This is a genomic window from Neobacillus sp. YX16 (assembly GCF_030123505.1).
In the GTDB taxonomy this organism is placed as follows: Bacteria; Bacillota; Bacilli; order Bacillales; family Cytobacillaceae; genus Neobacillus.
This window is the reverse complement of the sequence record NZ_CP126115.1, coordinates 4,576,157-4,601,409: the sequence shown is the minus strand read 5'-3', so window position 1 is coordinate 4,601,409 and position 25,253 is coordinate 4,576,157. Positions and strand designations below refer to the sequence as shown.

Sequence of the window (25,253 nt, the reverse complement as noted above, 5' to 3'; positions counted from 1 at the left end):
TTAGGCAGGCTATGATAATTGTAAGGTTTGGGATTCTTTAAAAGGCTAGTCTAAATCATGAAAGGTGGGGTTTTCGATGATGGATTTTACGTGGAAAGTATTCCTACAGACAGGTAATATTGACACATATCTTCTCTTTAAAGAGCTTGAGAAGGAAAACCAAGAAATACCCGGAAATCAGACTGAAGATCTAGCGCAAATGGATTTTCCCGTTTCATAAGTTTGTCTAATGTATCGGGATGGTGACATATATGCTCCAAAAGTGTGAAGGCATCGTCATTAGAACTACAGATTATGGTGAAACCAATAAAATTATTACCTTATATACCAGGGAATGGGGAAAGATTGGTGTTATGGCAAGAGGTGCTAAAAAGCCAAACAGCCGGCTTTCCTCTATTACTCAGCTTTTTACTCACGGTTACTTTCTAGTCCAAAGAGGATCTGGATTAGGTACCATACAACAGGGAGAAATGATTACTAGTTTTCGCAGTATTGGTGAGGATATTTTCCTTACTGCCTATGCTAGTTATATTGTAGAATTAACAGATAAGTGTACGGAGGATAAGAAACCAAACCCATTTCATTTCGAACTGCTCTTTCAAACACTTAATTATTTGAACGAAGGATATGATTCAGATATTCTGATGAATATCTACGAGATGAAAATGCTGAATGTATTGGGATTATATCCAATACTTAATCAATGTTCCGTTTGCGGCAGCACAGACGGACTTTTTTCTTTTTCAATTCGTGAAGGCGGCTTTATCTGTCACCGCTGTTTAGATAAGGATCCGTACCATTATAAATTATCGCCATCATCTGTAAAATTATTACGATTATTTTATTTTATTGATCTTTCGAGATTAGGAAATATCTCAGTAAAACAGGAAACAAAAGATGAGTTAAAAACAGTTATTTCATCCTACTACGAAGAATACTCAGGTCTTTATCTAAAAACAAAGAAATTCCTCCAATCCATGGAAAAATTTCGTGATCAATTATAGGACTTATTGACTTTTATTTTAGTTTTCGATAATATGTGATTTAATAATAAATAGTTGCTATGAAGGAAAAGAGTACTTAGCAATCTTTATAAAAGCGAACCTAGGATGGTGTGAGCTAGGGTATAGGGACCTAAGGAAGGCGTTCTTGAGCATATCTTGTGTGACATCACACATTAAAGAGGCTGCTTTTAACATGCAGCAAATAGGGTGGAACCGCGGGTAACTCTCGTCCCTATGCTTAAAAAGCATAGTGACGGGAGTTTTTTATTTTTAATTTTTTATAAAACGAAGAGGAGTAAAGAAAATGAAAGTATCAATGGAGCAAATTGTTTCTCATGCAAAGCACAGAGGATTTATCTTTCCGGGGTCCGAAATTTATGGAGGACTTGCAAATACATGGGATTATGGACCATTAGGTGTTGAATTTAAGAATAACATTAAACAAGCTTGGTGGAAAAAGTTTGTTCAAGAGTCTCCATACAATGTCGGATTAGATGCAAGCATCTTAATGAATCCAAGGACTTGGGAGGCTTCTGGGCATATCGGTAACTTTAATGACCCAATGATTGATTGTAAAAACTGTAAAGCCAGACATCGTGCTGATAAGTTAATTGAAAATGCTCTTGATGAAAAGGGAGTCGAGATGATCGTTGATGGACTTCCGTTTGATAAAATGGAAGAGCTTGTTAAAGAACATAATATTGCTTGCCCTGATTGCGGCAGTCATGATTTTACCGGCATTCGCCAATTTAACCTCATGTTTAAAACCTTTCAAGGGGTAACTGAATCTAGCACGAATGAAATATTCCTGCGTCCTGAAACAGCACAAGGGATATTCGTTAATTTTAAAAATGTTCAGCGTACGATGAGAAAGAAATTACCTTTTGGGATTGCGCAAATCGGAAAAAGCTTCCGTAATGAAATTACACCTGGAAACTTTACTTTCCGGACTCGTGAGTTTGAACAAATGGAGCTAGAGTTTTTCTGTAAGCCTGGTGAGGACTTGAAATGGTTCGGTTATTGGAAGAACTTCGCAGAACAATGGCTTCATTCTTTAGGGTTAAATAAGGAAAATTTAAGACTTCGTGATCATTCAGAGGATGAACTTTCACATTATAGTAATGCGACTACCGACTTTGAATATAAATTCCCATTTGGCTGGGGAGAACTTTGGGGTGTAGCTTCACGGACGGATTATGATTTAAAGCAGCATATGCAATTCTCAGGTGAAGATTTTAACTATATTGATCCAGAGACAAATGAAAGATATATTCCTTATTGCATCGAGCCTTCTCTAGGGGCAGACAGGGTAACATTAGCATTTTTAATTGATGCCTATGACGAAGAACAGCTCGAAGATGGAACGTCCAGAACGGTCATGCGCTTTCACCCGGCACTGGCACCGTTTAAGGCAGCGATTCTTCCATTGTCAAAGAAACTCTCTGAAGAAGCAAGAGAAGTCTATGAAACATTAGCAAAGTATTTCTCCGTAGACTATGATGAAGCTGGTTCAATCGGAAAACGGTACCGCAGACATGACGAAATTGGTACGCCTTTCTGTATCACTTTTGATTTTGATTCAAAAGAAGACAAAATGGTAACAATCAGAGACCGTGACACAATGGAGCAAACCCGTGTCCCAATCGCAGAACTAGTCACATTCATCCAAGAAAAGATTTTGTTTTAACTTTTAAAAATTTTGAGGTGTGGTTTATACCGCACCTCACATAATGGATTATATATGGTGGTGAGAAAAATAGAACTGACCAAACGCCAAGAAACTATTATTCAAATTGTAAAGGATAATGGACCGATAACTGGGGAAAGCATCGCTGAACAGCTAAACCTAACAAGAGCAACATTAAGACCGGATTTGTCCATATTAACAATGGCTGGATATTTGGACGCAAGGCCTCGTGTAGGGTACTTTTATACAGGGAAATCTGGAACCCAGCTATTAACGGAAAACCTCCAGAAGATACTTGTACGAGATTATAATTCAATCCCTGTCATAGTTAGGGAAAATGTTTCGGTTTATGATGCGATTTGTACAATGTTCCTTGAGGATGTGGGAACATTATTTGTTGTAGACCAAAACGCTCTGTTAGTTGGGGTTTTATCAAGAAAAGATTTGCTTAGAGCCAGTATCGGCAAACAGGAGCTTACGGCACTGCCAATAAACATCATTATGACTAGAATGCCTAATATTACAATGTGTGAAATGGATGACTCATTAATCGATGTCGCTAAATTACTAATTGATAAACAAATTGACGCGTTGCCTGTAGTAAGGCAGTCAGAAAATGGTTATGAAGTAATCGGCAGAATAACAAAAACAAATATCACAAAAGCATTTGTTGCCTTGGGTGATGAGTGATTCGTAAAACCTATGGCCCGGACGTAGAAAAATAATAAAAGTAATTCCAGAGGAGCTGTTGAGGAAGAATGATTACACCAGTCATATATGTAGTATCTGATTCAGTGGGGGAAACAGCTGAATTAGTTACTAAAGCAGCAATCAGCCAGTTTAATGGGTCAGGAATGACATTAAAGAGATTCCCTTATGTGGAGGACAAGGAACATATTGATGAAGTAATTTCGCTGGTCACAATGGACCACGCTATGATTGCATTTACTCTTGTAAAACCTGATATGAGAGTTTATATGAAGGAAAAAGCGGATGAAGCAGGAATTTACGCTGTTGACTTAATGGGACCAATCATGGATCAAATTCAAATTTTCAGTGGGAAAGCCCCTCTTTGCGAACCCGGACTCGTAAGAAAACTGGATGAAGACTATTTTAAAAAAGTTGAAGCCATTGAGTTTGCTGTGAAATATGATGATGGACGAGATCCAAGGGGAATCTTAAAAGCGGATATTGTCTTAATTGGAGTGTCTAGGACGTCAAAAACTCCTTTGTCTCAATATTTAGCTTTAAAACGTTTGAAAGTTGCCAATGTACCCCTAGTTCCAGAAGTGGACCCTCCAGAGGAATTATACAAAGTGCCCGCTGAAAAATGTTTTGGATTAAAAATAAGTCCACAAAAACTAAATAATATTAGGCGTGAACGATTAATCTCACTAGGATTAAATGACCAGGCAAGCTACGCAAATATTGAACGAATTCGTGATGAATTAACCTTCTTTGAAAAAATAGTAAATAGAATTAATTGTCCCGTTATTGATGTTACCAATAAAGCCGTGGAAGAAACAGCAAATGTTATTCTAAATTACTTTCATAAAAGAAGGTCCTAACACATAATCTTAGATTATGTGTTTTTCATATAAGGCTAAAAAAAGTATGGAAATGTAGAAAAGAATGTACTATAATAAAAAATTGTGATAAAAATGAATCTTTTAGGTTTAGACTTGCATGTATACGAATAAACTATTTATTGTTAGATGTCAAGGGAACCTAAAGAAAAAAATTCGACATAAGTCTTTTTGGGCTATTCAGATTTCACATTTATAAATTCTGAATGTATAAGTACAACTACCCTCATGCTCCGGTCTTTTGGACTTGCCAATTGGCGAGTTTCCTAAAAAAGTTAGCATCTTAAAGAAGGAATATGCTGAGAGATGTAGAATTAATACTTATACAAATGGGATTCCAACTAATTTGTCGATGCAGATTCATGCCCGTTAAAAGAGGAAAATGTCGAAATTGCTTCTACCTTTTCCATTTTATTGCTTCTTATGATCAACATGGAACCAATACGACTACATATGTTAACGCTACATAGAAAGTTGATTCCAGAAAAGAAGCAGCGGACTTATTCATTATGAATCATACTGCAAAGGGGGATATTACTGTAACACAGGATATTGGAATTTATAATTCTGATGATCGTTCAAAATTCACGAAAGAATTAACAAAAATTTTGTCGAAATATGCAGGAATTTAGATTTCTTTGCAGAATAAGTATAAATGGAGATGTTTTTCATGGCAGAACGGATTGCCGAAGAAAAAATTAATCAAATTCGTCAGTCTGTTGATATTGTTGAAATTATTAGCGAATACGTTCAACTGAAAAAACAAGGGCGAAATTACTTCGGATTATGTCCTTTCCATGGAGAAAACTCCCCATCATTTTCCGTTTCAACCGATAAACAAATTTATCATTGCTTTGGCTGCGGAGCGGGAGGAAATGTTTTCTCATTTTTAATGGAGCTTGAAGGAATTTCATTTCTAGAAGCAGCCGTTAAATTAGCTGAAAAGGCTAATGTTGACTTACAAGTAAACTTCTCAGTTAATGGGAAGGGTAAGAGTGTCTCTCCAGAACTTCAGTCAATGCTGGACGCGCATGAGCTTTTGCGTAAATTCTACCATCATTTATTGGTTAATACGAAAGACGGTCAACATGCTTTAGAGTATTTGTTGAACAGAGGCTTTACCCGAGAATCGATTGATAAATTTCAAATTGGTTATTCATTAAATTCATGGGATTTTGTATACAAATTTCTTGCGAAAAGGGATTTTTTACCAGAAATAATGGAAAAGGCCGGATTGATTATCAAACGAGAAAGGGATGGAACTTACTTTGATCGATTCCGAGATCGGATTATGTTCCCAATTTTTGACCGCAATGGAAACTGTATTGCTTTTTCGGGGAGATCATTAGGGGCGGATGAGCCCAAATATTTAAATAGTCCCGAAACGGTAATCTTTAATAAAAGTAAAATTTTATATAATTTTCATCTGGCCAAACCTAATATTCGAAAATTGCAGCAGGCTGTTCTTTTTGAAGGATTTGCTGATGTCATTGCTGCTGATAAATCTGGTGTGGAAAATGGTATCGCCACAATGGGTACTTCTTTAACAGAAGAGCACATTACCCTAATACGGCAGAATACTGAGTCGATAACGATTTGTTTTGATTCAGACAAAGCAGGAATTGAAGCTGCCTTTAGAGCTGGGAATATGCTCATCGATGCGGGCTGTTCTATAAAAGTTTCTATGATGTCTGATGGACTTGATCCAGATGAATATATAAAAAAGAATGGTCCAGAAAAGTTTCGTAATGAGGTCATAGGTGCAAGCCATACATGGATGGCTTTTAAATTTCTTTATTTTCGAAGAGGAAAAAATCTTCAAATAGAAGGAGATCGGCTAGCCTATATCGAAACAATACTTAAAGAAATAAGTAAATTGACAAAAGCTGTTGAAAAAGATCATTATTTGCGGCAGCTTGCCTCTGAGTTTTCCATTTCACTTGACGCCTTACAGCAACAGTTGAAACAAGTTTTCTTCACAGAAAAAAAGAAGTCACATGGTCAAACACCGCCAATAAATAAGCCTAGTGTTAGGGCTAAACAGGATAAGAAATTAAAGCCTGCTCATTACACTGCTGAAAGACGGTTAATTGCCCATATGTTAAGAAATCGAGACACAGCTTATAGGGTTCAGGATTTATTACGGGGTAATACGTTTAATATCGATGAACATCAGGCAATAATAACATATCTAATTGGTTTTTATGAAGAGCATATGAATCCTGATTCTAGTGCATTTTTAACCTATATTCAAGATGATAATCTTAGAAGAATAGTCGCTGACATTGAGATGATGTCGATTAATGAAGAATTAAGCAGTCAAGAATTAACTGATTATATCAAACAGGTGTTGAATTATCAAAAATTGTTAAAGATAAAAGAAAAAGAAGTGGAACAAAAAGAAGCTGAGCGACAAAGTGATTTTAGTAAAGCTGCCGCAATTGGGAATGAAATTATTCAATTGCGTAAATCGCTATAGATTCCATTTTTAATGTCTTTGATTCTGGAAGGAGGGGGACATATGGCTGAAAAATCAGCCCGTTCAAAAGAGACCGAGAACGAATTGACTTTTGAACAAGTAAAAGACCAGTTAACGGTACTGGGAAAGAAAACCGGCGTCCTTGCCTATGATGATATTGCGGAAAGAATGGCAAATTTTGATTTAGAATCCGATCAGATGGATGACTTTTTAGAATCCCTAACTGAGCAGGGAATTGAATTAGTCGGTGAAAGTGAAGACGAAGATCCAAACCCTAAGCAATTAGCAAAAGGGGATGACGATGAGTTTGATTTAAATGATCTTAGTGTTCCACCTGGAGTTAAGATAAATGATCCTGTTCGTATGTATTTAAAAGAAATTGGCCGTGTTGATTTGCTTTCTGCCGACGATGAAAAAGAGTTGGCACTTCGTATAGAAAAAGGTGACGAAGAAGCGAAGCGACGACTAGCTGAAGCAAACCTCCGGCTCGTGGTCAGTATTGCAAAGCGTTATGTTGGACGTGGTATGCTATTTCTTGATCTTATTCAGGAAGGCAATATGGGATTAATTAAGGCTGTTGAAAAATTTGATTATCAAAAAGGCTTTAAGTTCAGTACCTATGCTACCTGGTGGATACGTCAAGCTATCACTAGAGCAATTGCTGACCAAGCTAGGACTATTCGTATTCCTGTTCATATGGTAGAAACCATTAATAAACTTATCCGTGTCCAAAGACAATTACTTCAGGATCTAGGTCGCGAACCTACACCAGAAGAAATTGGCGAAGATATGGACTTAACACCAGATAAAGTTAGAGAAATTTTAAAGATTGCTCAAGAGCCTGTCTCCCTTGAAACGCCTATTGGCGAAGAGGATGATTCGCACTTAGGTGATTTCATTGAAGACCAAGATGCTACATCACCTTCAGAGCATGCTGCCTATGAATTATTAAAGGAGCAGCTAGAAGATGTCCTTGATACATTAACGGATCGTGAAGAAAACGTCCTTCGTTTACGCTTTGGGTTAGATGACGGCCGCACACGCACTCTAGAAGAGGTAGGAAAGGTTTTCGGTGTTACCCGTGAACGTATCCGCCAAATTGAAGCAAAGGCGTTGCGTAAATTAAGACATCCTAGCCGCAGTAAGCGTCTAAAAGACTTTTTAGAATAAATAACTAAATAATATTAAGTAGTTTACTTCTAACTAAGAGGTAAACTATTTTTTTGAGTATTGGAAATGAAAGCACTTTCCTCATTTGTATTTATTTTACTGAATTGTTTTACACTTTGCAAATAGGTAAAAGTAAACATTTTGATTTTAATCACAATTCATTTTTGTAAGAAAGGGTATTCCTTTGCTCTTTCCCCAAAACAATTGATGTTGATAGTTGGAAATTCATATTCAAAAATAACTAAAATTAATTAAAAGATTTTTTATTATAAGAGTATTAACTGCACAATTGCACGATTTATTGATTGTTAAAAGGAATAAAAGGGAAGAATAAACAGGCTGACGTTTCCTGTGTAATTCAGCTTGTTTCGTTTTTTTTATAAATATTATCGTGACAAAGTAAGTTTAGGGCTTTTCCTTCTTAAGTTTTTAAAGTAAAATAGTAGTTGTTTGTAGAAGACTATTTATTTACAGCTATACGTACATAAGGGAGGTTATATGATGAATCGAAATCCGGTAATTCCTTACATCCTAATCTTTGTATTTGGAATCGGACTAATGTTCTTATTGTCTTTCAAAGGCCTCGGGGATATGGATGAGCTTGCCAAGGAAAAAGAAGGCGGAGCTGAAACAGAACAGGTTGTAAGAGCACCTGAAGACATTTACACAGGTTCTTGTGTCAGCTGTCACGGTGACGCGTACCAAGGGGGAATGGGGCCTGCTTTAACTGGTGTTGGTGACAGGTATTCCCAAGACGAAATTAAGGATATTGTAGTTAATGGTAAAGGTAATATGCCAGCCGGTATGGTTAAACCAGAGGAAGCCGATGCAATGGCTGAATGGTTAGCAAATATTAAATAATATTACAATGAAAAGGTCCTTTGCTAATGTAAAGGACTTTTTTATACTGTAAATAATACATAAAAAGTGGTGAATGATTTGAATACAGATAAATTATCCGTACGGTTAGAAACGGTAGCAAAATATGTTCTAAAGGATTCAAAGTTGGCAGATATTGGTTCTGATCATGCATATTTACCAAGTTATCTTGTTAAGAACGGTGTGATAACCTTTGGGATTGCTGGAGAGGTTGTAAAGGGCCCATTTCAGTCGGCTGAAAAAAATGTAAGGGCAGAAGGACTTACTGACATGATTTCGGTGAGAATGGGAGATGGTTTGGAGGTAATTCAGCCAGGGGATGTGGATTGTATTACCATTGCCGGAATGGGCGGCAGTCTTATTGCCAATATTTTAGAAAATGGCAAAGAAAAGCTTTCTACAGTTAAGCGGCTTGTCCTGCAGCCTAATCTAAATGCAATTGCCATTCGAAAGTGGTTAATCGATAACAATTGGGAACTGATTGCAGAAGAAATCATTGAAGAGGATAGCAAAATATACGAGATTTTAGTTGCTGAAAGGGGAGACCCTCTAAAGCCATATCGAGGTATGAATTTAGAAACTGGCCTTTTGGTCGGACCTTTTCTGCTTCAGAGAAAAGAAAGTGCATTTAAGAAGAAATGGAGCCTAGAAAAAAAGAACTGGAAGCGTATTTATGAACAGCTTGAAAGTGCTGCACCTTCTGCAGAAACAGAAGAGAAAAAACTAGAGGTTTCAGAAAAAATTACTCTAGTAGAGGGGGTATTGGACAATGAAGAAAGCGAATGGACATGAAATCATTCAACTATTTGAACAGTTTTCTCCTAAGGGTCTTGCGATGGAAGATGATAAGATAGGTTTGCAAATTGGCCGGTTGAATAAGAAAATAGATAAAGTCATGATTGCCCTTGATGTCCTAGAAGAGGTGATTGATGAAGCCATTGAAAGGAATGTTCAGCTAATCATTGCCCATCATCCGCCAATCTTTCGACCTCTAAAGAATGTCCTAACAGACACTGTACAGGGAAGAATGATCGAAAAACTATTAAAGCATGATATAGCGGTCTATGCAGCCCATACTAACCTTGATGTGGCTAAAGGAGGAGTAAATGATCTTCTGGCGAACGCACTGGGATTGGAAACCCCTGAAGTCCTAGTACCTACATACGAAACGAAACTTAAGAAACTAGTTGTCTTCACACCGGCAAGTCATGCTGAGGAAATTAGAAAGGTCCTTGGGGATACTGGTGCTGGCTATATCGGTAATTACAGCCACTGTTCCTTTTCAGGTGATGGAACTGGGAGGTTTTTGCCAGGGGAAAATACGAACCCGCATATTGGCCAGCAAGGTCGTTTAGAAACGGTAGATGAAGTAAGAATTGAAACGATTGTACCTGAGCATCTGTTAAAAAGAGCAGTTACAGCTATGGTAAAAGCTCATCCATATGAAGAAGTTGCTTATGATATTTATCCTGTTGAAAATAAAGGTGAAGTTCTTGGGCTTGGCAGAATCGGCAAAGTCAAAGAAATGACACTCGGAGAGTTTGCTGAGAGGGTAAAAGAAGCATTTGAGGTTGATAAGGTTAGGGTAGTTGGTGATTTATCATCACGTGTCAAGAAAGTGGCTGTATTAGGCGGAGATGGCAATAAGTATTTCATGAGCGCAAAGTTTAAGGGGGCAGATGTCTATATTACAGGAGATATTTATTATCATACTGCTCATGATGCGATGATGCAGGGATTAAACATGATAGATCCAGGTCATAATGTCGAAAAAATAATGAAAAAGGGACTTACAGCAACACTTTCAAAAATGTGTAAGGAATCTGGCTATGAAGTTGAAATTTTCCCTTCGGATGTGAACACGGATCCGTTCCAATATGTATAGAAAAGCGGAAGCCCTTAGGTGCTGTAGCTAGACAAGAAAAACCGGTCGAAAGCGACCGGTTATTTTTTTACTTTAGGTAATATTTTATTTAATGGAACATTTCTTTGACGTTCCCAAGTTGCTTCGTTTTTGGGATCAAATTGCTCTAAGAAGGTTATGACTTCCTTGGTGATTGGTGTAGGAGTAGAAGCACCAGATGTTACGGCTACGTTCTTCGCAGCCTTAATCCACTCAATATCTAACTCAGAGATATCGGCAATTCGATAAGCCTTTGTACCAGCAATTTCTTCCGAGACTTGCGCGAGTCGATTGGAGTTATTACTCATCGGGTCTCCAACCACAATCGTTACATCAGCCTCAGTGGCTTGACCAGCAACTGCTTCCTGACGCACTTGTGTGGCGTTGCATATCTCATTATAAGCTTCTGCATGAGGATATTTCTCCTGAACCTTTTTCATGGTATCAGTAACATCCCATTGGCTCATGGTGGTTTGATTGGTAACAATCAGTTTATCACTATGAATGTTTAAGGCTTCTACATCGCTTGGTGTTTCGACAAGGTGTACGAGATCAGGAGCTACACCAACAGCACCTTCAGGCTCAGGATGTCCTTTTTTACCAATATAAATGACTTGGTAGCCTTGCTTTGTTTTCTCTTCTATCAAATCATGCGTTCTTGTTACATCTGGACATGTAGCATCAATCGTAACAAGTCCCTTCTTTTTTGCTAGCTCTCTTACTTCAGGGGATATACCATGAGCTGTAAAAATGACAGTTCCTGTATCTACCTTGTCTAGAATGTCTTTGCGATTTTTTCCGTCGAGTGTAATAATACCTTCTTCTGCGAAAGCATCCGTTACGTGTTTATTATGAACAATCATCCCTAAAATGTAGATAGGGCGTGGTAATGATTTATCTAATGCGGCATTTCTTGCAATTACCATGGCGTCAACGACACCATAACAGTATCCGCGCGGTGAAATCTTAATGATTTGCATATTATAAAGTCCTCCTAAAGAACATTTACTTTGAATCTATGTAATTATTATATAAAACTAATAGAAATAATACAAAGATACATTTTTCCTATGAAATTTCTGTAAAAATTTCTTGTGAAAATAACCAAAAAAGAGATGCTGATTTTCAGCATCCATTTGTTTAAATGTATAGTTTAGGGATAGATGGCCCATTTGGTTGTTTTTCTTCAACTCTTTCAGATTGAACAACCCTTTCCTTTTTAGGTCTTTTCTTGGGTTCAGCAGGGGATGAAGCAGACTCCTCTGCCATTATATGGGTATCTGGCGTGTTTTCTTCACTTTGTTCCTCAGTTGGTAAGTCTTTAAAACCCTTATACAATTGCCACATCATAGGGATGTTCTTGACTAATGGTCCATATTGCTGAATCATGGGTGTTATGGATTGAACGGAATTCAAAACCTGTTGGGTGTTGTTAATAAATCCAGTCAGACTGTTCGGATTACTTAGTGTTTTAAGTAATGAACCAACTCCTCCTCCGCTGGAAGCAGCTCGACCGGCTGTCTGCGCACCTCCAAGGCCTGCACGTTGATTACCTTGCTTTTTCCCGCCCAGAATTTTTGAAAGTAAGCCGCTGCCATTTCTTCTTCCTTGCCCTCTTCCCATCGTTTGTCCTATCATCTGTCCACTGCCGCCATAAGGATTCATCATGCGCTGTTGACCTCCATATGGTCCTCTTCCCATCATGTTTGGACCCATATGCCCGTAAATAGGATATCTCGGTCTAGGCTGCTGCATACGTAAGTCCTCCTCTCAAAAAAGCCTTATAATTTAAGGTATGCAATTACCTAAATTTGGTTTAGGAATAAACACTAGGATAAACTATAAATTTTAATGATTAAAAGTGGTCCAAAAGTAAAAGATGATAATAACTGGTTATTTAGATGAATCTTTACTATAATGATATGATGGAAATAAAAGTGGAAGCTCTTGCTAAAGTAAGGAAACTACTCCATAAACGGTAGATATTAATATATAAGGAGCAATAACATGAAAGAAAATCGTTTTGAACGTTTTAATTTTCAACCTTTTATTATAGAAGCAATTAAGGAACAAGGTTTTCATGAACCAACTGAAATTCAGGAACGAATGATACCATTGGTTCTGAAAAATGAAAGTGCCATCGGTCAATCACAAACTGGAACAGGTAAAACACTTGCCTTTGTATTGCCCATTCTGGAAAAAATAAATCCAGAGCGACAAGAGGTACAAGCTGTCATCACAGCACCAACTAGAGAGCTTGCTTCACAAATCTATCATCAAATTTTAAAGGTGACAGAGCATTGCAGTCCTGACAAAGCCATCATGACTAGATGCTACATTGGCGGTACAGACAAACAAAGAACCATTGATAAACTAAAAGTACAGCCCCATATTGTAGTAGGAACTCCAGGCAGAATTAAAGATCTGATGATTGAACAAGCACTATTTGTCCATACTTCAGAAGTTCTTGTTGTTGATGAAGCAGATATGATGCTAGATATGGGTTTTATCGAGGATCTAGATCAGGTAGCTGCAAAAATGCCTGAGAAATTACAAATGCTTGTATTTTCGGCAACAATTCCTGAAAAACTTAAACCGTTTCTCAAAAAATACATGGAAAACCCGAAATCCATTCAAATTGATGCCAAGAGAAAAAGTGCTGAGAATTTAACACACTATCTATTGCCTTCTAGGCACAGAAATAAAAAACAGCTAGTTCACGATGCTCTTATTCAATACAATCCATATTTAGCGATTGTTTTTACAAATACAAAAAAGATGGCTGAAGAGGTTGCCAACTTTTTGATTAATAAAGGGCTAAAGGTTGCTCGTGTCCATGGAGATCTTAACCCCCGTGAACGAAAAAAAATGATGAAACAAATTCAAGATTTAGAGTACCAATATATCGTTGCGACAGACCTAGCTTCAAGAGGAATTGATATTGAAGGAATCAGTCATATTATCAATTATGAATTACCTACTGATTTGGACTTTTATATCCACCGAGTAGGAAGGACTGCAAGAGCCGGAAACTCGGGAATTGCCCTCACCATTTATGATATCTCCGATGAAGATGCATTAAACCGCATTGAAAAGATGGGGATTCAGTTTAAATACGTCGATCTTAAAAAAGAGGAATTTGTTGAATTAGAAGATCGCAATAAAAGAAAAACAAGGGTAAGAAAAGAGGATGAAGCAGATAAGACTGCTAAGTCAATGGTCAAGAAACCTCAAAAAGTTAAACCGGGCTATAAAAAGAAAATGCAGTGGGAAATGGACAAAATAAAAAAACGTCAACGAAGAATAAAGAAGAAATAAGATTTTGAAGGGAGAGAGAAGGTTTTGTTGAAAATAGGATCACATGTCTCAATGAGCGGTAAAAAAATGCTGCTGGCAGCGAGCGAGGAAGCCGTTTCATATGGTGCGAATACATTCATGGTCTATACGGGAGCACCGCAAAACACTAGAAGGAAAAAAATTGAGGATTTGAACATTGAAGCAGGAAGAAGGCATATGGAGGAGAACGGAATTTCTGAAATTGTTGTCCATGCACCATACATCATCAATATCGGTAATACCACGAATCCAGATACGTTTGAATTAGGTGTAAGATTCCTCCGTACAGAAATTGAAAGAACAGAGGCAATTGGCGCTAAACAAATTGTGCTGCATCCAGGTGCACATGTTGGTGCAGGTACGGAAGCGGGAATAAAAAGGATTATTGAAGGCTTGAATGAAGTATTAACGGGAAAAGAGCAGCTGCAAATTGCTTTAGAGACAATGGCAGGCAAAGGCTCTGAATGTGGGAAGTCATTTGAAGAATTAGCGATGATTATCGATGGTGTAAACTATAGCGACAAGCTTTCTGTTTGTTTTGATACCTGTCATACCCATGATGCGGGATATAACATTGTCGAAGACTTTGATGGTGTATTAAATGAATTTGATAAAATTGTCGGCTTAGATAAATTAAAGGTTCTTCATATCAATGATAGTAAAAATGCAGTTGGTATGAGAAAAGACCGTCACGAAAATATCGGCTTTGGTCATATCGGCTTTGATGCTATCAATTATATCGTCCACCATCCACAGCTGACAGATGTACCAAAGATTTTAGAGACACCCTATGTTGGTGAAGATAAAGATAATAAAAAGCCTCCGTATTTATTTGAAATTGAAATGCTGAGAGAGAAGAAGTTTAACGAAAATCTTTTGGACAAAATCATGCTTTCATAAGAAAAAAGCTGTGCTCAAGGGGCACAGCTTTTTGATGTTCATTTTGTGAATTGAACAAATAGCTTATTTACTTCTCTTGCTACTTCAGGGCCAGCTATCTTTGCAATTTCTTTAATTAGTAATGCTCGTTCGCGGGCATCAAAAATATTTACATTTTTCCCTCTTAAGTATTGAGCAACCTTGTATGCTTGCTGCCTATTCACTCGGATATTAAATTGTTCCGCATACTTGAATAGTTCGTCACCAGTAATGGTATTAATCTTATGATTAATGACGCTCTCAAAAATCTTCACACTCATCACTCCTTCATCTACTGTATGAAAGGTGAAAATAGAGTGTTACAAAATGACTAACATCTACTTATTAATACTTCGTGTAAAGGTAAAAGCTTTACATTAGGAAGTTCCTATTGTATACTACTTTAAGTTAAATCGGAATGATTCTTAAAATTAAGGTGAGAGCGAATGAAATTACATCCAATTATTGAAATAAAACAAGTTACCTATCGCTATGAAAAGGATACAGTTCTTGAAAATATTAACCTCGCCATACCAAATGGCTCATTTCTGGCAATTGTCGGTCCAAATGGCTCAGGAAAATCAACATTATTAAAGTTAATATTGGGACTATTAAAGCCACAAAAAGGAGAAATTCGCTTATTTGGACAGGAAATGAGTAAATTTAAAGATTGGCAGCAAATCGGATATGTATCCCAAAAAGCGAATTCCTTTAATACAGGTTTTCCAGCCACAGTTTTTGAAGTTGTTTCCAGTGGATTAACTAAGAAACTGGGATTATTTCGCTTTTTTAAGAAGGAAGATTCCCAAAAAGTATATGATGCTTTGGAATCTGTGGGAATGAGAAAGTTTAGTAATCGAAATATCGGAGAGCTTTCAGGAGGTCAGCAGCAAAGAGTATTCATTGCCCGTGCCCTTGTAAGTGAGCCTAGGCTATTGATTTTAGATGAACCAACCGTCGGGGTTGACGCGGAAAATGTGAATGCATTTTATCAAATGCTTGCTGATCTAAATAAAAAGCGGGGAATTACACTTCTATTAGTTACACATGATGTTGGAACTATTTCAGATAAAGTTACCCATGTAGCTTGTCTGAATAAGCACTTGCATTTCCATGGAGATACACGCGAATTTGAAAAGCACCAAAGTGAGGGGATGTCTGAATTGTATGGTACGGATGTCCAGCTAATATCCCATCAACATGACCACGGAGGCGTTTTTAAATGATTCAAGGAATTTTTCAATATGAATTTTTACAAAATGCCTTCCTAACAGGGATCTTAATTGGTTTTCTTGCACCATTATTAGGTGTATTTATTGTTGTAAGGAGGCTTTCCTTAATTGCCGATGCCCTAAGTCATGTAACGTTAGCGGGAATTGCTGCCAGCCTTCTTCTTGAAAAATACTTTGTTACGCTAAGCGGTTTAAATCCACTCTATTTAGGAATGGTCTTTTCAGTCGGAGGCTCGTTGTTCATTGAAAAACTACGAGGAGTATATAAGCATTACCAAGAGCTTGCTATCCCGATTATATTATCCGGCGGTATAGGTCTAGGGGTAATCTTTATTTCACTCGCGGATGGTTTTAATACGGACTTGTATAGTTATTTATTTGGAAGTGTATCTGCAGTCAGCCGTACAGATTTATGGGTAATTTTTATTATTAGTATCGGTGTCGTTATGACAATCATTTTATTATATAAAGAGCTATTTTTATTATCTTTTGATGAAGAGCACGCAAAAGCCTCAGGAATAGCAGCAAAAAGCATTCACTTTATTTTTATCATCATGGTCGCCCTTGTGATTGCGGCATCGATGCGAATAGTAGGAATCATGCTTGTTTCTTCATTGATGACATTACCGGTTGCAGCGAGCATACGCATTGCTAAAGGCTTTAAACAAACTATTTTTTTGTCCATCATATTTGGGGAAATATCTGTTCTTGGAGGACTATTTGCCTCTTATTATTTAGACCTTGCTCCTGGTGGAACGATTGTCATGATAGCTGTGGCCATATTAGTGTTTACCATCATTTATAAAAAAGTAATGATTAAAAATCATGTTTCACAAGGGGGGGCAGCAGGGTGAATGTTAATGAAGCCATTCAATTTTTAAAAGAAAACGGATTTAAACAAACAGGAAAAAGAGAGGATATGCTTCAACTATTTGCTGACAGTGATAAATACTTAACAGCAAAGGATGTCTTAGATGAGTTAAAGGAAGACTATCCAGGGTTAAGCTTTGATACGATTTATCGGAATCTTTCTCTTTTTGTTAAAATGGGAATTCTAGAAATGACGGAACTATCTGGCGAAAAGCATTTTCGCTTTTCCTGTTCACGCCACCAGCATCACCATCATTTCATCTGTATGGATTGCGGTAAGACAAAAGAAATTGAAACTTGTCCAATGAACAGCTTAAGTGAGGATTTAAAAGGGTATGATATTTCGGGGCATAAATTTGAAATTTACGGACGGTGTCCTGAGTGTCATTAAATAGAAACAGCATGGCAGCAGCCATGCTGTTTTTGCATTTTTTTATCGAAGCCAATTTTTTACCCATGTATTGGCCTCATACCAATTATTAACTCGAACAACACCCTTAGGAATAGGGTCCTGATTATAAGGGGTATTAAACAATAGAACTGGAATATCACATTCTTCGTGAATCATGACAGCATTGTCGTGTTTATCTTCCAGAAAAAGATCCACTTGATGGAGTTTAGCTGATGCAACCTTATCGTGTGAACCAATTAATTCTATATGGTTATAAGACAATCCTTTTTTGTTAAACCATTTCTTTGTATTTTCCAATAGGTGTGAGCCCCTTGCACTTATGAAGAATAATTCATGTTCTTTTTTCCAAGTATTAAGTATAGTTTCTGCACCCTCTGCAAGTGGAGATTCTTCATAAATTACCGGTTCGTTTTCAACAAACCACTTTGAAAATTTTTCCTGTGGGACATTTACAACTTTATTCAAATCATATTCCTTTACATCAGCGAGTGTTAGGTTTAGCCCGAATCCCTCATTAATAAAGGGAACAAGCGCAGATGGACATGTAACTGTTCCATCAATATCAATTCCAAATCTTTTCCTCATATGCAGTCACCTTCAATTGCCAAGTTTTTAACTTTATTTTACCATACTAAAATGACGAAAGTTACAAACAATAATAAATGCTCCTATTACTGAAAGTGAGGGATTCGGATGGAAGATAAAAATGACACGAAAATACGTGGGTATCTCCCAAGTCCAAACACTGATGTAGATAGTCCAGATTACCCTTCTGATTATAGAGAGGAAACAGCAGCAGAAATCGCAGCTCCTGTTCCAATCGCTCGCCCTGCATTCCAGGAAAGATCAAAATCCGGTGAAGGAACAGGGGCAAGAGAGGGAACAGGCATGGGATGGGCTGCTTTAGTTCTATCCATACTATCACTGTTTGTCATGCCGATTCTTTTTGGTGCAGCAGGTATTGTATTAGGGTTCGTTGCCAGACGTCGAGGAGCAGAGAGTCTGGGAGCGTGGGCAATCGGGATAGGTGCCATATCAATTATTGTTGGTATCTTTATCCTCCCATTCTTTTAAACGGTAACCTGTAAATATAGGGGCAAAAAAAGAAACCCGGCAGCTTTTGCCGGGTTTCTTCAAGCTCGTTTTTTTTAATTTGTAACCTCAGCTTCTTCAGCTGCCTTTTTCTGGAAATACTCTTCTGCAATTTGATCGATTTCTTTCTTTAATTCATCGACCAATTGAGCTTCTGGTACTTTACGGACAATCTCACCTTTACGGAAGAGTAAGCCTTCACCACGTGCACCGGCAATTCCAATGTCGGCTTCTCTTGCCTCACCAGGACCGTTTACAGCGCATCCCAAAACAGCCACTTTAATTGGCGCTTTTATTGTCGAGATATACTCTTCGACTTCATTTGCAATACTGATTAAATCGATTTCGATTCTTCCACAGGTTGGGCACGAGATTAACGTTGCAGCATTGGAAGAAAGGCCAAATACTTTTAAAAGCTCTCTGGCTACTTTGACTTCTTCAACAGGATCGGCACTTAAAGAAATGCGGAGAGTATTCCCGATTCCTTTGCTAATAATTGCTCCCAATCCTGCAGCACTTTTAACGGTACCTGCAAAAAGAGTTCCTGACTCAGTAATACCTAAGTGTAAAGGATAATCAAATGCCTTGGAAGCTTTTTCGTATGCTTCGATTGCAAGATTTACATCGGATGCTTTCATGGAAACGATGATATCATGGAAATCCAAGTCTTCAAGGATTTTGATATGATGTAGGGCACTCTCAACCATCCCATCGGCAGTTGGATACCCATATTTCTCAAGTATCCTTTTTTCCAGTGATCCAGCATTTACACCAATTCGAATTGGTATTCCACGTTCCTTTGCAGCCTTAACAACAGCTTCAACTTTCTCACGCTTACCAATATTTCCTGGATTAATCCGGATTTTATCAGCGCCGCCTTCAATAGCCTTAAGCGCCAATTTATAATCAAAATGGATATCGACAACTAATGGGATATTAATTCTTTTTTTTATTTCAGGAATGGCATTAGCTGCTCGTTCGTCGGGACACGCTACCCGAACAATTTGACAGCCTGCCTCTTCAAGACGTTTTATTTCAGCAACAGTGGCTTCAACATCATGTGTTTTAGTAGTTGTCATGCTTTGTATAAATAATTCGTTACTGCCGCCAATGGTTAAATTGCCAACTTTTATTGGACGGGTCTTTGTACGATGAATAATTTCACTCAAGGGAAATTCGCTCCTTCAAATTGGATTCGAATAATAGTTTAGTTTAACACGCACCTATTATTTTATCAGTCCTTTACTAATCTTGACAAGACTGACGCCTTGGTTTCCCTATTTTGAGTAATCAGGAAATTGATAGGAGGCACCAATTTGGATTTTCTCCGGAGATTGACCTGGGTTTAGGCTTTTGAAATCCCCAATTAATTCGTCAATTGAGACGGGTAAAGGCTTATTAATATGACCTTCGACAATGGATATGAGTGTTTCACCAGGTTCAACTTCGGCCTCGAATGCGGCAATCGTATTTTCAGGGACAGCCATTGTCGCTACTGCTTGTTCAGGTGCTAGGGATTCATCCTTAGGTAGAGTACCGGCTGTTAAATCAATATATATAACATAAATGGTTAGAAGTCCAAATAGAAAAAGGAAAATTCTTTTCATGAGACATGCCTCCAAAATGGAATGTTTGTACATTCCTATGCTTGTCCAATGCGATATAGAACGAAAAAACGCACCCAAGGGATGCGTTAGTTCTCGATAGTTGCTTTTTCTTTTGGAATTTCTTTAATTGCTAAGTATAAGATGATTATTTCAACAAACCAATTGATCATGAAGCTATTTGGTACAGGTGTATTAATAGCACTCATAATGGTAAAGAATACCGTTGGCAGTGTTACACTGTAAGCGGCCATTCTCCATAGGTGGCGATAACTAATACTTCTGCCAGCCAGATTTTTTAATGCTAAGCCGAATAAAGCCAGTATGGACACTTCAATGAAATTTATCGCACTTGAAAAGAGGAAGATAAGAGAAGCAATGACTGGAATAATAATTCCTTTCATTCCATCTACTGTATCGACTAAGTCAATAAAATCATCTTTCGTAAGTGTTAAGCCTTCAAGCATGGAGTACGAATAGGTATCGATTCTTCCTCCTGCTGATACTGCAATTTCATTCTTAAGTAAAGCGAAGGCATTCTCTTCATCTTCCACATCATCGGTTGAAATAACTCCCGTTGGATCGAAAATAATGGAAAATTCTCCTCTTTCGATGGTAATAGGTTCATCTGTATCTGCAGATAAACTCCCATTGTCTATTGTAAAGGAGGGGAGTTCATCATTCATTACGGATTTTGTCCCTTCAATTCCAGCAGTAAGCATTGTACTTATGTAATAAATAGAAGGCAATATGGAGAGTAATGTGAGAAGAAATACATATAAAATTGTTTTTCCAATTCCCTGAAAGCGAAAAGAGGCAATGTCCTTTGGTGAATGAGTACTTTTATAAAATTGTTTGAAAATATTCATAACTTACCACCCTAATAAAGATTCACCATTCTATTGTAGCTGTAGGAACTGATATTAACAAGAATGATGAATTATGAAACCAATTAGGGAATGAATCCGTATATTTCTTAAAATAAATTTTCTAAAGGAATGAACATTATTGGAGATAGTCTATTGGTCAGTTATCGTCATTCTATTTATCATTGGGTTTGTTGGACTCATTTACCCCATCATCCCTAGTGTGTTGTTCTTATTAGCTGGATATATATTGTATGGTGTCTTTTTTTCCTTTGAGCCTTTTGGCTGGTTCTTTTGGTTGATTCAAAGTTTTTTTATCATTCTTTTGTTTATTGCGGATTATATCGCCAATATGGTTGGAATTCAAAAATATGGCGGTTCGAAGGCTGGGGTCTGGGGAAGTACGATAGGTCTAATACTTGGTCCATTTGTCATCCCGTTCTTGGGAATATTGCTTGGTCCATTTATCGGAGCGGTGGGAGCAGAACTGTTAGTAAATAAAAGGGATTTCAAAAGTAGTTTGAAGATTGGCTTTGGATCTGTTGTCGGATTTATCAGCAGCGTCATTACAAAAACAATCATTCAAATCCTCATGATTGTATATTTCTTCTTAGTAGTACTTTAGTCAAAAAAAACTCCTGCTCATGATTGTGAGCAGGAGTTTTTTTAATTTACACCACAAATTTCATATGGGCAGTTTTGACAGTCTACTTCTTGTTTTAAATATCTAAGATTTTTTATTGTGAATTTTTGCTGATCATAGGATAGCACATCTTTTTCCCGCAATTCTTTTAATGCACGTTGAATAACTTCTCTTGTTCCAAAGGTTAGGTTGGCAAGCTCTTGGTGGGTTAATGGCATATCAATGAGAATTCCATCGTCTGACTTTACCCCGTAGGTATTACAAAGACGGATAAGGATGGAGTATAAACCTCCCTTTTTTCCATTCATAATCAGGTCCTGGCATTTCATTTGAGCCTTTAGGTAGCTTGTGCTTAACCATGCCACAAAAGCATTCATCGCATCAGGGTCATTCATGATAAATTCTTCAAAATGGTCTTTTTTTATTGCAATTATTTCACAATCAGAAAGGGTCTTTGCATAAAACTGATAATGTGGAGTATCTTTAAATATTTGATATTCCACTATTAATTCTCTGCTATTTACTATTTTTAAAATAAAGTCTTTGCCGCGCATGTGAACTCTCCCTAGTGAAACGCTTCCACTAAGCAGTAGATATACATATTCAACAGCATCCTTCTCCTGAAAAAGTACAGTATCCGCTTTTACCTTTTGTATTTGTTCTGCTTTTCCAAAGAATCGATCTAACAAACTATATATAGAAAAACTGCTTTTAAGCATATTTCCCACTCCTTTTATCCCTACAATTTGATTAAATCATGTATTTACAACCTATCACCGGTTGAAACATGACAATTTATCGAAAACTTTGTAATTATAACTGTTTTCATTCCTAAAAAATTAATGTATAAAATTTTACCGGGAAGGAGATTGTATATTTGTTAGGAACAAAGCATTTTATTTGAAACAATAGACTATCTCTGATAATCTTAAGCTACAAAGCTTTAGGAATATTCTAATATCGTTTTGATTTTAGACACAACTAAAGCTGGAAAAATACTTTTTATACATAGGAGGAAATAACAATGGCATTTGAATTACCACAATTACCTTATGCGTATGACGCACTTGAGCCTCACATCGACAAAGAAACAATGAATATCCATCACACTAAACATCACAACACCTATGTGACAAATTTAAATAATGCACTACAAGGTAATGAGGAATTATTATCTAAATCTGTTGAAGAGGTAGTTGCAAACCTTGATGCGGTTCCTGAAGCAGTTCGTACAGCAGTACGTAATAATGGCGGAGGTCATGCGAACCATGCACTTTTCTGGCAAATCCTTTCTCCAAATGGAGGCGGCGCGCCAACTGGTGAACTAGCAGACGCAATCAATAATAAATTTGGCAGCTTGGAAAGCTTTAAAGAGGAATTCGCGAAAGCGGCTACAACTCGTTTTGGCTCTGGCTGGGCTTGGTTATCTGTAAGCAATGGAGAACTAGAAGTGTCTAGCACACCTAACCAAGACTCTCCTCTAATGGAAGGTAAGACACCTATCTTAGGTCTTGATGTTTGGGAGCATGCTTATTACTTAAACTACCAAAACCGCCGTCCTGATTACATCTCTTCTTTCTGGAATGTTGTAAACTGGGATGAAGTTTCTAAGCGTTACAGCGCTGCGAAATAATAAAAAAGTATTAAGGGAGACAGCTGATTTCAGCTGTCTTTTTGTTTTTTTCGTATAAAGGACCCCGGCTTGTTAAAGACTAACCCTTATCACAAAGGGGAGTTTTTATGGCGAAAAAATTTAAGTTGTTAGGTGACGTACAATTAACAAAAGATTTATCCTTATTGTTATTCATTGGTGGCACGTATTCTTTAAGTGTTGCACTATCAAATACTTTTGTGAATATTTATTTATGGAAACAAACAGGAGAATATTCTGACCTTGCACTATATAACCTTTCGATTGTCATTTTACAGCCATTAACCTTTATCCTAGCTGGCAGATGGGCAAAGAAAATTGATCGCGTTAAAGTGTTAAGAGTGGGGGTTAGTTTTTTAGCGCTTTTTTACTTAATGGTTTTAATAACTGGCAAAAATGCTTCAACCTATTTATTACTTTTAGGAAGTCTCCTTGGAATTGGATATGGGTTTTATTGGCTTGCTTACAATGTTTTAACTTTTGAAATAACCGAGCCTGAAACGAGAGATTTTTTTAATGGCTTTTTAGGAATCTTATCCTCGACTGGCGGGATGATTGGACCGATTGCTGCAGGCTTTATTATTACACGATTTGAAAAATTTACAGGGTATACCATTGTTTTTGGAATTTCCTTATCGCTATTTGCACTTGCTGTGTTTTTGAGCTTTTCGTTAAAGCCGCGACCTGCCAATGGAAAGTATTGTTTTAAACGAATTCTGGATGAAAGAAAGAAAAATGAAAATTGGCGGCTTATCACTAATGCTAATTTTTTTCAAGGACTTAGAGAAGGAACGTTTTTATTTATTATCTCCGTATTCGTCTATATTTCCACCGGAAGTGAGCTGGCTCTAGGGACGTTTGGACTTATTAATTCCGGAATTTCCTTCATAGCCTATTATGCTGCATCCCGGTTAATTAAGAAGAACAAGCGGAAAAAGGCTATTCTAGTTGGCGGTATTATTCTTTATTTAGCTGTTTTGTTAATTGTCTGGGATATTAATTATGTAAAACTATTAATTTATGCGGCCATGATAGCGGTTGCTTATCCTCTTTTGCTTGTCCCTTATATGTCAACTACATATGATATTATTGGAAGTGCTTGGAAAGCTGCAGAAATGAGAATAGAGTATATTGTTGTTCGGGAGATTTTTATTAATTTGGGGAGAATTGTTTCGATTTTGTCTTTCTTAGCAGCCGTAACCTTGTTTGACGCTGAAAAAAGCATTCCAATCCTCCTTTTATTTATTGGGGCAGGACATTCGTTGATATATTTGTTTGTAAGAAAAGTCCAAATACCCACAGTGTAATGCGATGAGTAATCCTTATTACTCATCGTATTTTTTTTTTTGGCTGTGTTAAATTGGCTGTTGATTTGTGCTCCACTAAGGAATGCTTCTTCGAATAATCCACGTAGGGACAGGCGGTGACTGCCTGTACCGAGGCGCTTCGCTTTCCGCAGGCGGTTCGGGAAGCCTGTCTAGCTGCAGCGCCTAGCCCCTCGAGTCGCTTCGGTCCCAACGATGAAGTCAAAGAACGACTTCATCGTCAGGCCCTCCAGCGCTTGTTGGGGCTGTACAAGGCGCTTCCGCCTTTCCTACTCCTCGGCGCTAAGAGATAAGAGGGGTCTCCCCTGTCCCGTCCTCCTGCAGGACATTGAATTACATCCTCAAATCGGCCCACGCACGAAGAAAATGCGATAGCATTTTCGAGGAGTCTCGCGCCTTCCGCACAAATCAACAGAGTTCTAAAATCAATATTCACCTTTACACAGCCTATTAATTAGGGTTTTGCCATTGTTTGTTGAATGTTGTCAATTGGTAAGTGTTTTTCGTAGTAAATAGGGTGATTTTCCGCTAAAATAAGGCTTATAATGTCGAGATGGCAAGGAAGTGGAGAACTTGAATATTAAAAAGAAGAAGAA

At 37.5% G+C, this 25,253-nt stretch carries 27 protein-coding genes, 1 pseudogene and 1 other annotated feature; of the genes and pseudogenes, 20 read left to right on the top strand and 8 right to left on the bottom strand.

The annotated features are described in order from the left end of the window. Positions 1-76: 76 nt before the first annotated feature. The 11 genes and pseudogenes from QNH48_RS22725 (at position 77) to QNH48_RS22675 (ending at position 10,690) form a co-directional block, all read left to right on the top strand. Positions 77-220, top strand: a complete 144-nt coding sequence (locus QNH48_RS22725; RefSeq protein ID WP_095247051.1) for a YqzL family protein — start codon at positions 77-79, stop codon at positions 218-220. Between the two features lie 31 nt (positions 221-251). Next, positions 252-1,004: a DNA repair protein RecO gene (gene recO / locus QNH48_RS22720; protein WP_283952110.1), complete on the top strand. Its 753-nt coding sequence runs from the start codon at positions 252-254 to the stop codon at positions 1,002-1,004. Between the two features lie 50 nt (positions 1,005-1,054). After that, positions 1,055-1,241, top strand: a binding site (T-box leader). A gap of 67 nt (positions 1,242-1,308) precedes the next feature. Next, positions 1,309-2,691: a glycine--tRNA ligase gene (locus QNH48_RS22715; protein WP_133367362.1), complete on the top strand. Its 1,383-nt coding sequence runs from the start codon at positions 1,309-1,311 to the stop codon at positions 2,689-2,691. Positions 2,692-2,745: 54 nt separating this feature from the next. Further along, positions 2,746-3,381, top strand: a complete 636-nt coding sequence (gene ccpN / locus QNH48_RS22710) for a transcriptional regulator CcpN (protein WP_283952109.1) — start codon at positions 2,746-2,748, stop codon at positions 3,379-3,381. 68 nt (positions 3,382-3,449) lie between these two features. Next, positions 3,450-4,259 (top strand): pyruvate, water dikinase regulatory protein, encoded by an 810-nt coding sequence (locus tag QNH48_RS22705; RefSeq protein WP_095247054.1) that lies wholly within the window; start codon positions 3,450-3,452, stop codon positions 4,257-4,259. 503 nt (positions 4,260-4,762) lie between these two features. Continuing rightward, positions 4,763-4,909 (top strand): annotated as a pseudogene (locus QNH48_RS22700) (DUF188 domain-containing protein); the annotation flags it as partial. 38 nt (positions 4,910-4,947) lie between these two features. Then, the gene (gene dnaG, locus QNH48_RS22695) at positions 4,948-6,756 is read left to right on the top strand and encodes a DNA primase (protein WP_283952108.1); all 1,809 of its coding nucleotides are present in this window, start codon (positions 4,948-4,950) and stop codon (positions 6,754-6,756) included. 42 nt (positions 6,757-6,798) lie between these two features. Beyond that, positions 6,799-7,926: an RNA polymerase sigma factor RpoD gene (gene rpoD / locus QNH48_RS22690; RefSeq protein WP_095247056.1), complete on the top strand. Its 1,128-nt coding sequence runs from the start codon at positions 6,799-6,801 to the stop codon at positions 7,924-7,926. Between the two features lie 501 nt (positions 7,927-8,427). Further along, a complete protein-coding gene (gene cccA / locus QNH48_RS22685) occupies positions 8,428-8,787 on the top strand; it encodes a cytochrome c550 (protein WP_095247057.1) in 360 nt (119 codons plus the stop codon). 78 nt (positions 8,788-8,865) lie between these two features. Next, a complete protein-coding gene (locus QNH48_RS22680) occupies positions 8,866-9,597 on the top strand; it encodes a tRNA (adenine(22)-N(1))-methyltransferase (RefSeq protein ID WP_283955858.1) in 732 nt (243 codons plus the stop codon). Further along, a complete protein-coding gene (locus QNH48_RS22675) occupies positions 9,575-10,690 on the top strand; it encodes a Nif3-like dinuclear metal center hexameric protein (RefSeq protein ID WP_283952107.1) in 1,116 nt (371 codons plus the stop codon). Before QNH48_RS22680 ends, QNH48_RS22675 begins: the two co-directional genes overlap by 23 nt. Positions 10,691-10,749: 59 nt before the next feature. Here QNH48_RS22675 and QNH48_RS22670 read toward each other — a convergent pair whose 3' ends face one another. Together QNH48_RS22670 and vrrA are read right to left on the bottom strand one after the other, a co-directional pair. Further along, positions 10,750-11,688, bottom strand: a complete 939-nt coding sequence (locus tag QNH48_RS22670) for a 4-hydroxy-3-methylbut-2-enyl diphosphate reductase (protein ID WP_283952106.1) — start codon at positions 11,686-11,688, stop codon at positions 10,750-10,752. 160 nt (positions 11,689-11,848) lie between these two features. Next, a complete protein-coding gene (vrrA, locus tag QNH48_RS22665; RefSeq protein WP_283952105.1) occupies positions 11,849-12,463 on the bottom strand; it encodes a VrrA/YqfQ family protein in 615 nt (204 codons plus the stop codon). 252 nt (positions 12,464-12,715) lie between these two features. On the opposite strand from vrrA, the gene QNH48_RS22660 reads away from it, so the two are divergent. After that, positions 12,716-14,026: a DEAD/DEAH box helicase gene (locus QNH48_RS22660; protein WP_283952104.1), complete on the top strand. Its 1,311-nt coding sequence runs from the start codon at positions 12,716-12,718 to the stop codon at positions 14,024-14,026. Between the two features lie 24 nt (positions 14,027-14,050). Then, complete coding sequence (locus QNH48_RS22655) at positions 14,051-14,944, top strand: deoxyribonuclease IV (protein WP_283952103.1); 894 nt, start codon at positions 14,051-14,053, stop codon at positions 14,942-14,944. 38 nt (positions 14,945-14,982) lie between these two features. Here the strand turns inward: QNH48_RS22655 and QNH48_RS22650 are convergent, their stop codons facing one another. Next, positions 14,983-15,237 (bottom strand): DUF2624 domain-containing protein, encoded by a 255-nt coding sequence (locus QNH48_RS22650; protein ID WP_283952102.1) that lies wholly within the window; start codon positions 15,235-15,237, stop codon positions 14,983-14,985. A 171-nt stretch (positions 15,238-15,408) separates the two neighbouring features. On the opposite strand from QNH48_RS22650, the gene QNH48_RS22645 reads away from it, so the two are divergent. From QNH48_RS22645 to zur, 3 genes are read left to right on the top strand one after another with little or no spacing between them, the layout of a single operon-like run. Next, complete coding sequence (locus tag QNH48_RS22645; protein WP_283952101.1) at positions 15,409-16,188, top strand: metal ABC transporter ATP-binding protein; 780 nt, start codon at positions 15,409-15,411, stop codon at positions 16,186-16,188. Further along, positions 16,185-17,048 (top strand): metal ABC transporter permease, encoded by an 864-nt coding sequence (locus QNH48_RS22640; protein ID WP_283952100.1) that lies wholly within the window; start codon positions 16,185-16,187, stop codon positions 17,046-17,048. The genes QNH48_RS22645 and QNH48_RS22640 overlap by 4 nt, the downstream gene beginning before the upstream one ends. Continuing rightward, positions 17,045-17,455 (top strand): zinc uptake transcriptional repressor Zur, encoded by a 411-nt coding sequence (gene zur, locus QNH48_RS22635; RefSeq protein ID WP_133367352.1) that lies wholly within the window; start codon positions 17,045-17,047, stop codon positions 17,453-17,455. Before QNH48_RS22640 ends, zur begins: the two co-directional genes overlap by 4 nt. Before the next feature lie 42 nt (positions 17,456-17,497). On the opposite strand, the gene QNH48_RS22630 is transcribed toward zur, so the two are convergent. Then, the gene (locus QNH48_RS22630) at positions 17,498-18,061 is read right to left on the bottom strand and encodes a hypothetical protein (RefSeq protein ID WP_283952099.1); all 564 of its coding nucleotides are present in this window, start codon (positions 18,059-18,061) and stop codon (positions 17,498-17,500) included. Between the two features lie 108 nt (positions 18,062-18,169). Here QNH48_RS22630 and QNH48_RS22625 point away from each other — a divergent pair, with 108 nt between their 5' ends. Then, positions 18,170-18,550 (top strand): DUF4190 domain-containing protein, encoded by a 381-nt coding sequence (locus QNH48_RS22625; protein WP_283952098.1) that lies wholly within the window; start codon positions 18,170-18,172, stop codon positions 18,548-18,550. Positions 18,551-18,624: 74 nt separating this feature from the next. On the opposite strand, the gene ispG is transcribed toward QNH48_RS22625, so the two are convergent. The 3 genes from ispG to QNH48_RS22610 all read right to left on the bottom strand — a co-directional run bounded on the left by ispG (position 18,625) and on the right by QNH48_RS22610 (position 21,041). Beyond that, complete coding sequence (gene ispG / locus QNH48_RS22620) at positions 18,625-19,728, bottom strand: flavodoxin-dependent (E)-4-hydroxy-3-methylbut-2-enyl-diphosphate synthase (RefSeq protein ID WP_206021219.1); 1,104 nt, start codon at positions 19,726-19,728, stop codon at positions 18,625-18,627. 117 nt (positions 19,729-19,845) lie between these two features. Then, positions 19,846-20,175, bottom strand: coding sequence for a hypothetical protein (locus QNH48_RS22615; RefSeq protein ID WP_283952097.1), 330 nt, complete (start codon positions 20,173-20,175; stop codon positions 19,846-19,848). 86 nt (positions 20,176-20,261) lie between these two features. Beyond that, entirely contained in the window at positions 20,262-21,041 is a 780-nt protein-coding gene (locus tag QNH48_RS22610; protein WP_283952096.1) for a DUF1189 domain-containing protein, read from the bottom strand. A 139-nt stretch (positions 21,042-21,180) separates the two neighbouring features. Here QNH48_RS22610 and QNH48_RS22605 point away from each other — a divergent pair, with 139 nt between their 5' ends. Beyond that, on the top strand, positions 21,181-21,663 hold the full coding sequence (locus tag QNH48_RS22605) for a DUF456 domain-containing protein (protein WP_283952095.1): 483 nt from the start codon (positions 21,181-21,183) through the stop codon (positions 21,661-21,663). Positions 21,664-21,704: 41 nt separating this feature from the next. On the opposite strand, the gene QNH48_RS22600 is transcribed toward QNH48_RS22605, so the two are convergent. Then, positions 21,705-22,400, bottom strand: coding sequence for a Crp/Fnr family transcriptional regulator (locus QNH48_RS22600; protein ID WP_283952094.1), 696 nt, complete (start codon positions 22,398-22,400; stop codon positions 21,705-21,707). 305 nt (positions 22,401-22,705) lie between these two features. On the opposite strand from QNH48_RS22600, the gene QNH48_RS22595 reads away from it, so the two are divergent. Then, a complete protein-coding gene (locus QNH48_RS22595) occupies positions 22,706-23,314 on the top strand; it encodes a superoxide dismutase (protein ID WP_133367345.1) in 609 nt (202 codons plus the stop codon). A 107-nt stretch (positions 23,315-23,421) separates the two neighbouring features. Next, positions 23,422-24,639 carry an MFS transporter gene (locus QNH48_RS22590; protein ID WP_283952093.1) on the top strand — a complete coding sequence of 406 codons (1,218 nt, stop codon included), beginning with the start codon at positions 23,422-23,424 and terminating at the stop codon, positions 24,637-24,639. The last annotated feature ends 614 nt before the right edge of the window (positions 24,640-25,253 follow it).

Coding starts and splice junctions, on each gene's coding strand:
- QNH48_RS22595 (WP_133367345.1), top strand. CDS start 22,706: ATGGCATTTGAATTACCACAATTACCTTATGCGTATGACGCACTTGAG.
- QNH48_RS22660 (WP_283952104.1), top strand. CDS start 12,716: ATGAAAGAAAATCGTTTTGAACGTTTTAATTTTCAACCTTTTATTATA.
- QNH48_RS22590 (WP_283952093.1), top strand. CDS start 23,422: ATGGCGAAAAAATTTAAGTTGTTAGGTGACGTACAATTAACAAAAGAT.
- QNH48_RS22675 (WP_283952107.1), top strand. CDS start 9,575: ATGAAGAAAGCGAATGGACATGAAATCATTCAACTATTTGAACAGTTT.
- rpoD (WP_095247056.1), top strand. CDS start 6,799: ATGGCTGAAAAATCAGCCCGTTCAAAAGAGACCGAGAACGAATTGACT.
- ccpN (WP_283952109.1), top strand. CDS start 2,746: ATGGTGGTGAGAAAAATAGAACTGACCAAACGCCAAGAAACTATTATT.
- QNH48_RS22705 (WP_095247054.1), top strand. CDS start 3,450: ATGATTACACCAGTCATATATGTAGTATCTGATTCAGTGGGGGAAACA.
- QNH48_RS22600 (WP_283952094.1), bottom strand. CDS start 22,400: ATGCTTAAAAGCAGTTTTTCTATATATAGTTTGTTAGATCGATTCTTT.
- cccA (WP_095247057.1), top strand. CDS start 8,428: ATGAATCGAAATCCGGTAATTCCTTACATCCTAATCTTTGTATTTGGA.
- QNH48_RS22610 (WP_283952096.1), bottom strand. CDS start 21,041: ATGAATATTTTCAAACAATTTTATAAAAGTACTCATTCACCAAAGGAC.
- QNH48_RS22645 (WP_283952101.1), top strand. CDS start 15,409: ATGAAATTACATCCAATTATTGAAATAAAACAAGTTACCTATCGCTAT.
- vrrA (WP_283952105.1), bottom strand. CDS start 12,463: ATGCAGCAGCCTAGACCGAGATATCCTATTTACGGGCATATGGGTCCA.
- QNH48_RS22630 (WP_283952099.1), bottom strand. CDS start 18,061: ATGAGGAAAAGATTTGGAATTGATATTGATGGAACAGTTACATGTCCA.
- QNH48_RS22615 (WP_283952097.1), bottom strand. CDS start 20,175: ATGAAAAGAATTTTCCTTTTTCTATTTGGACTTCTAACCATTTATGTT.
- QNH48_RS22725 (WP_095247051.1), top strand. CDS start 77: ATGATGGATTTTACGTGGAAAGTATTCCTACAGACAGGTAATATTGAC.
- dnaG (WP_283952108.1), top strand. CDS start 4,948: ATGGCAGAACGGATTGCCGAAGAAAAAATTAATCAAATTCGTCAGTCT.
- QNH48_RS22640 (WP_283952100.1), top strand. CDS start 16,185: ATGATTCAAGGAATTTTTCAATATGAATTTTTACAAAATGCCTTCCTA.
- QNH48_RS22670 (WP_283952106.1), bottom strand. CDS start 11,688: ATGCAAATCATTAAGATTTCACCGCGCGGATACTGTTATGGTGTCGTT.
- QNH48_RS22625 (WP_283952098.1), top strand. CDS start 18,170: ATGGAAGATAAAAATGACACGAAAATACGTGGGTATCTCCCAAGTCCA.
- recO (WP_283952110.1), top strand. CDS start 252: ATGCTCCAAAAGTGTGAAGGCATCGTCATTAGAACTACAGATTATGGT.
- QNH48_RS22715 (WP_133367362.1), top strand. CDS start 1,309: ATGAAAGTATCAATGGAGCAAATTGTTTCTCATGCAAAGCACAGAGGA.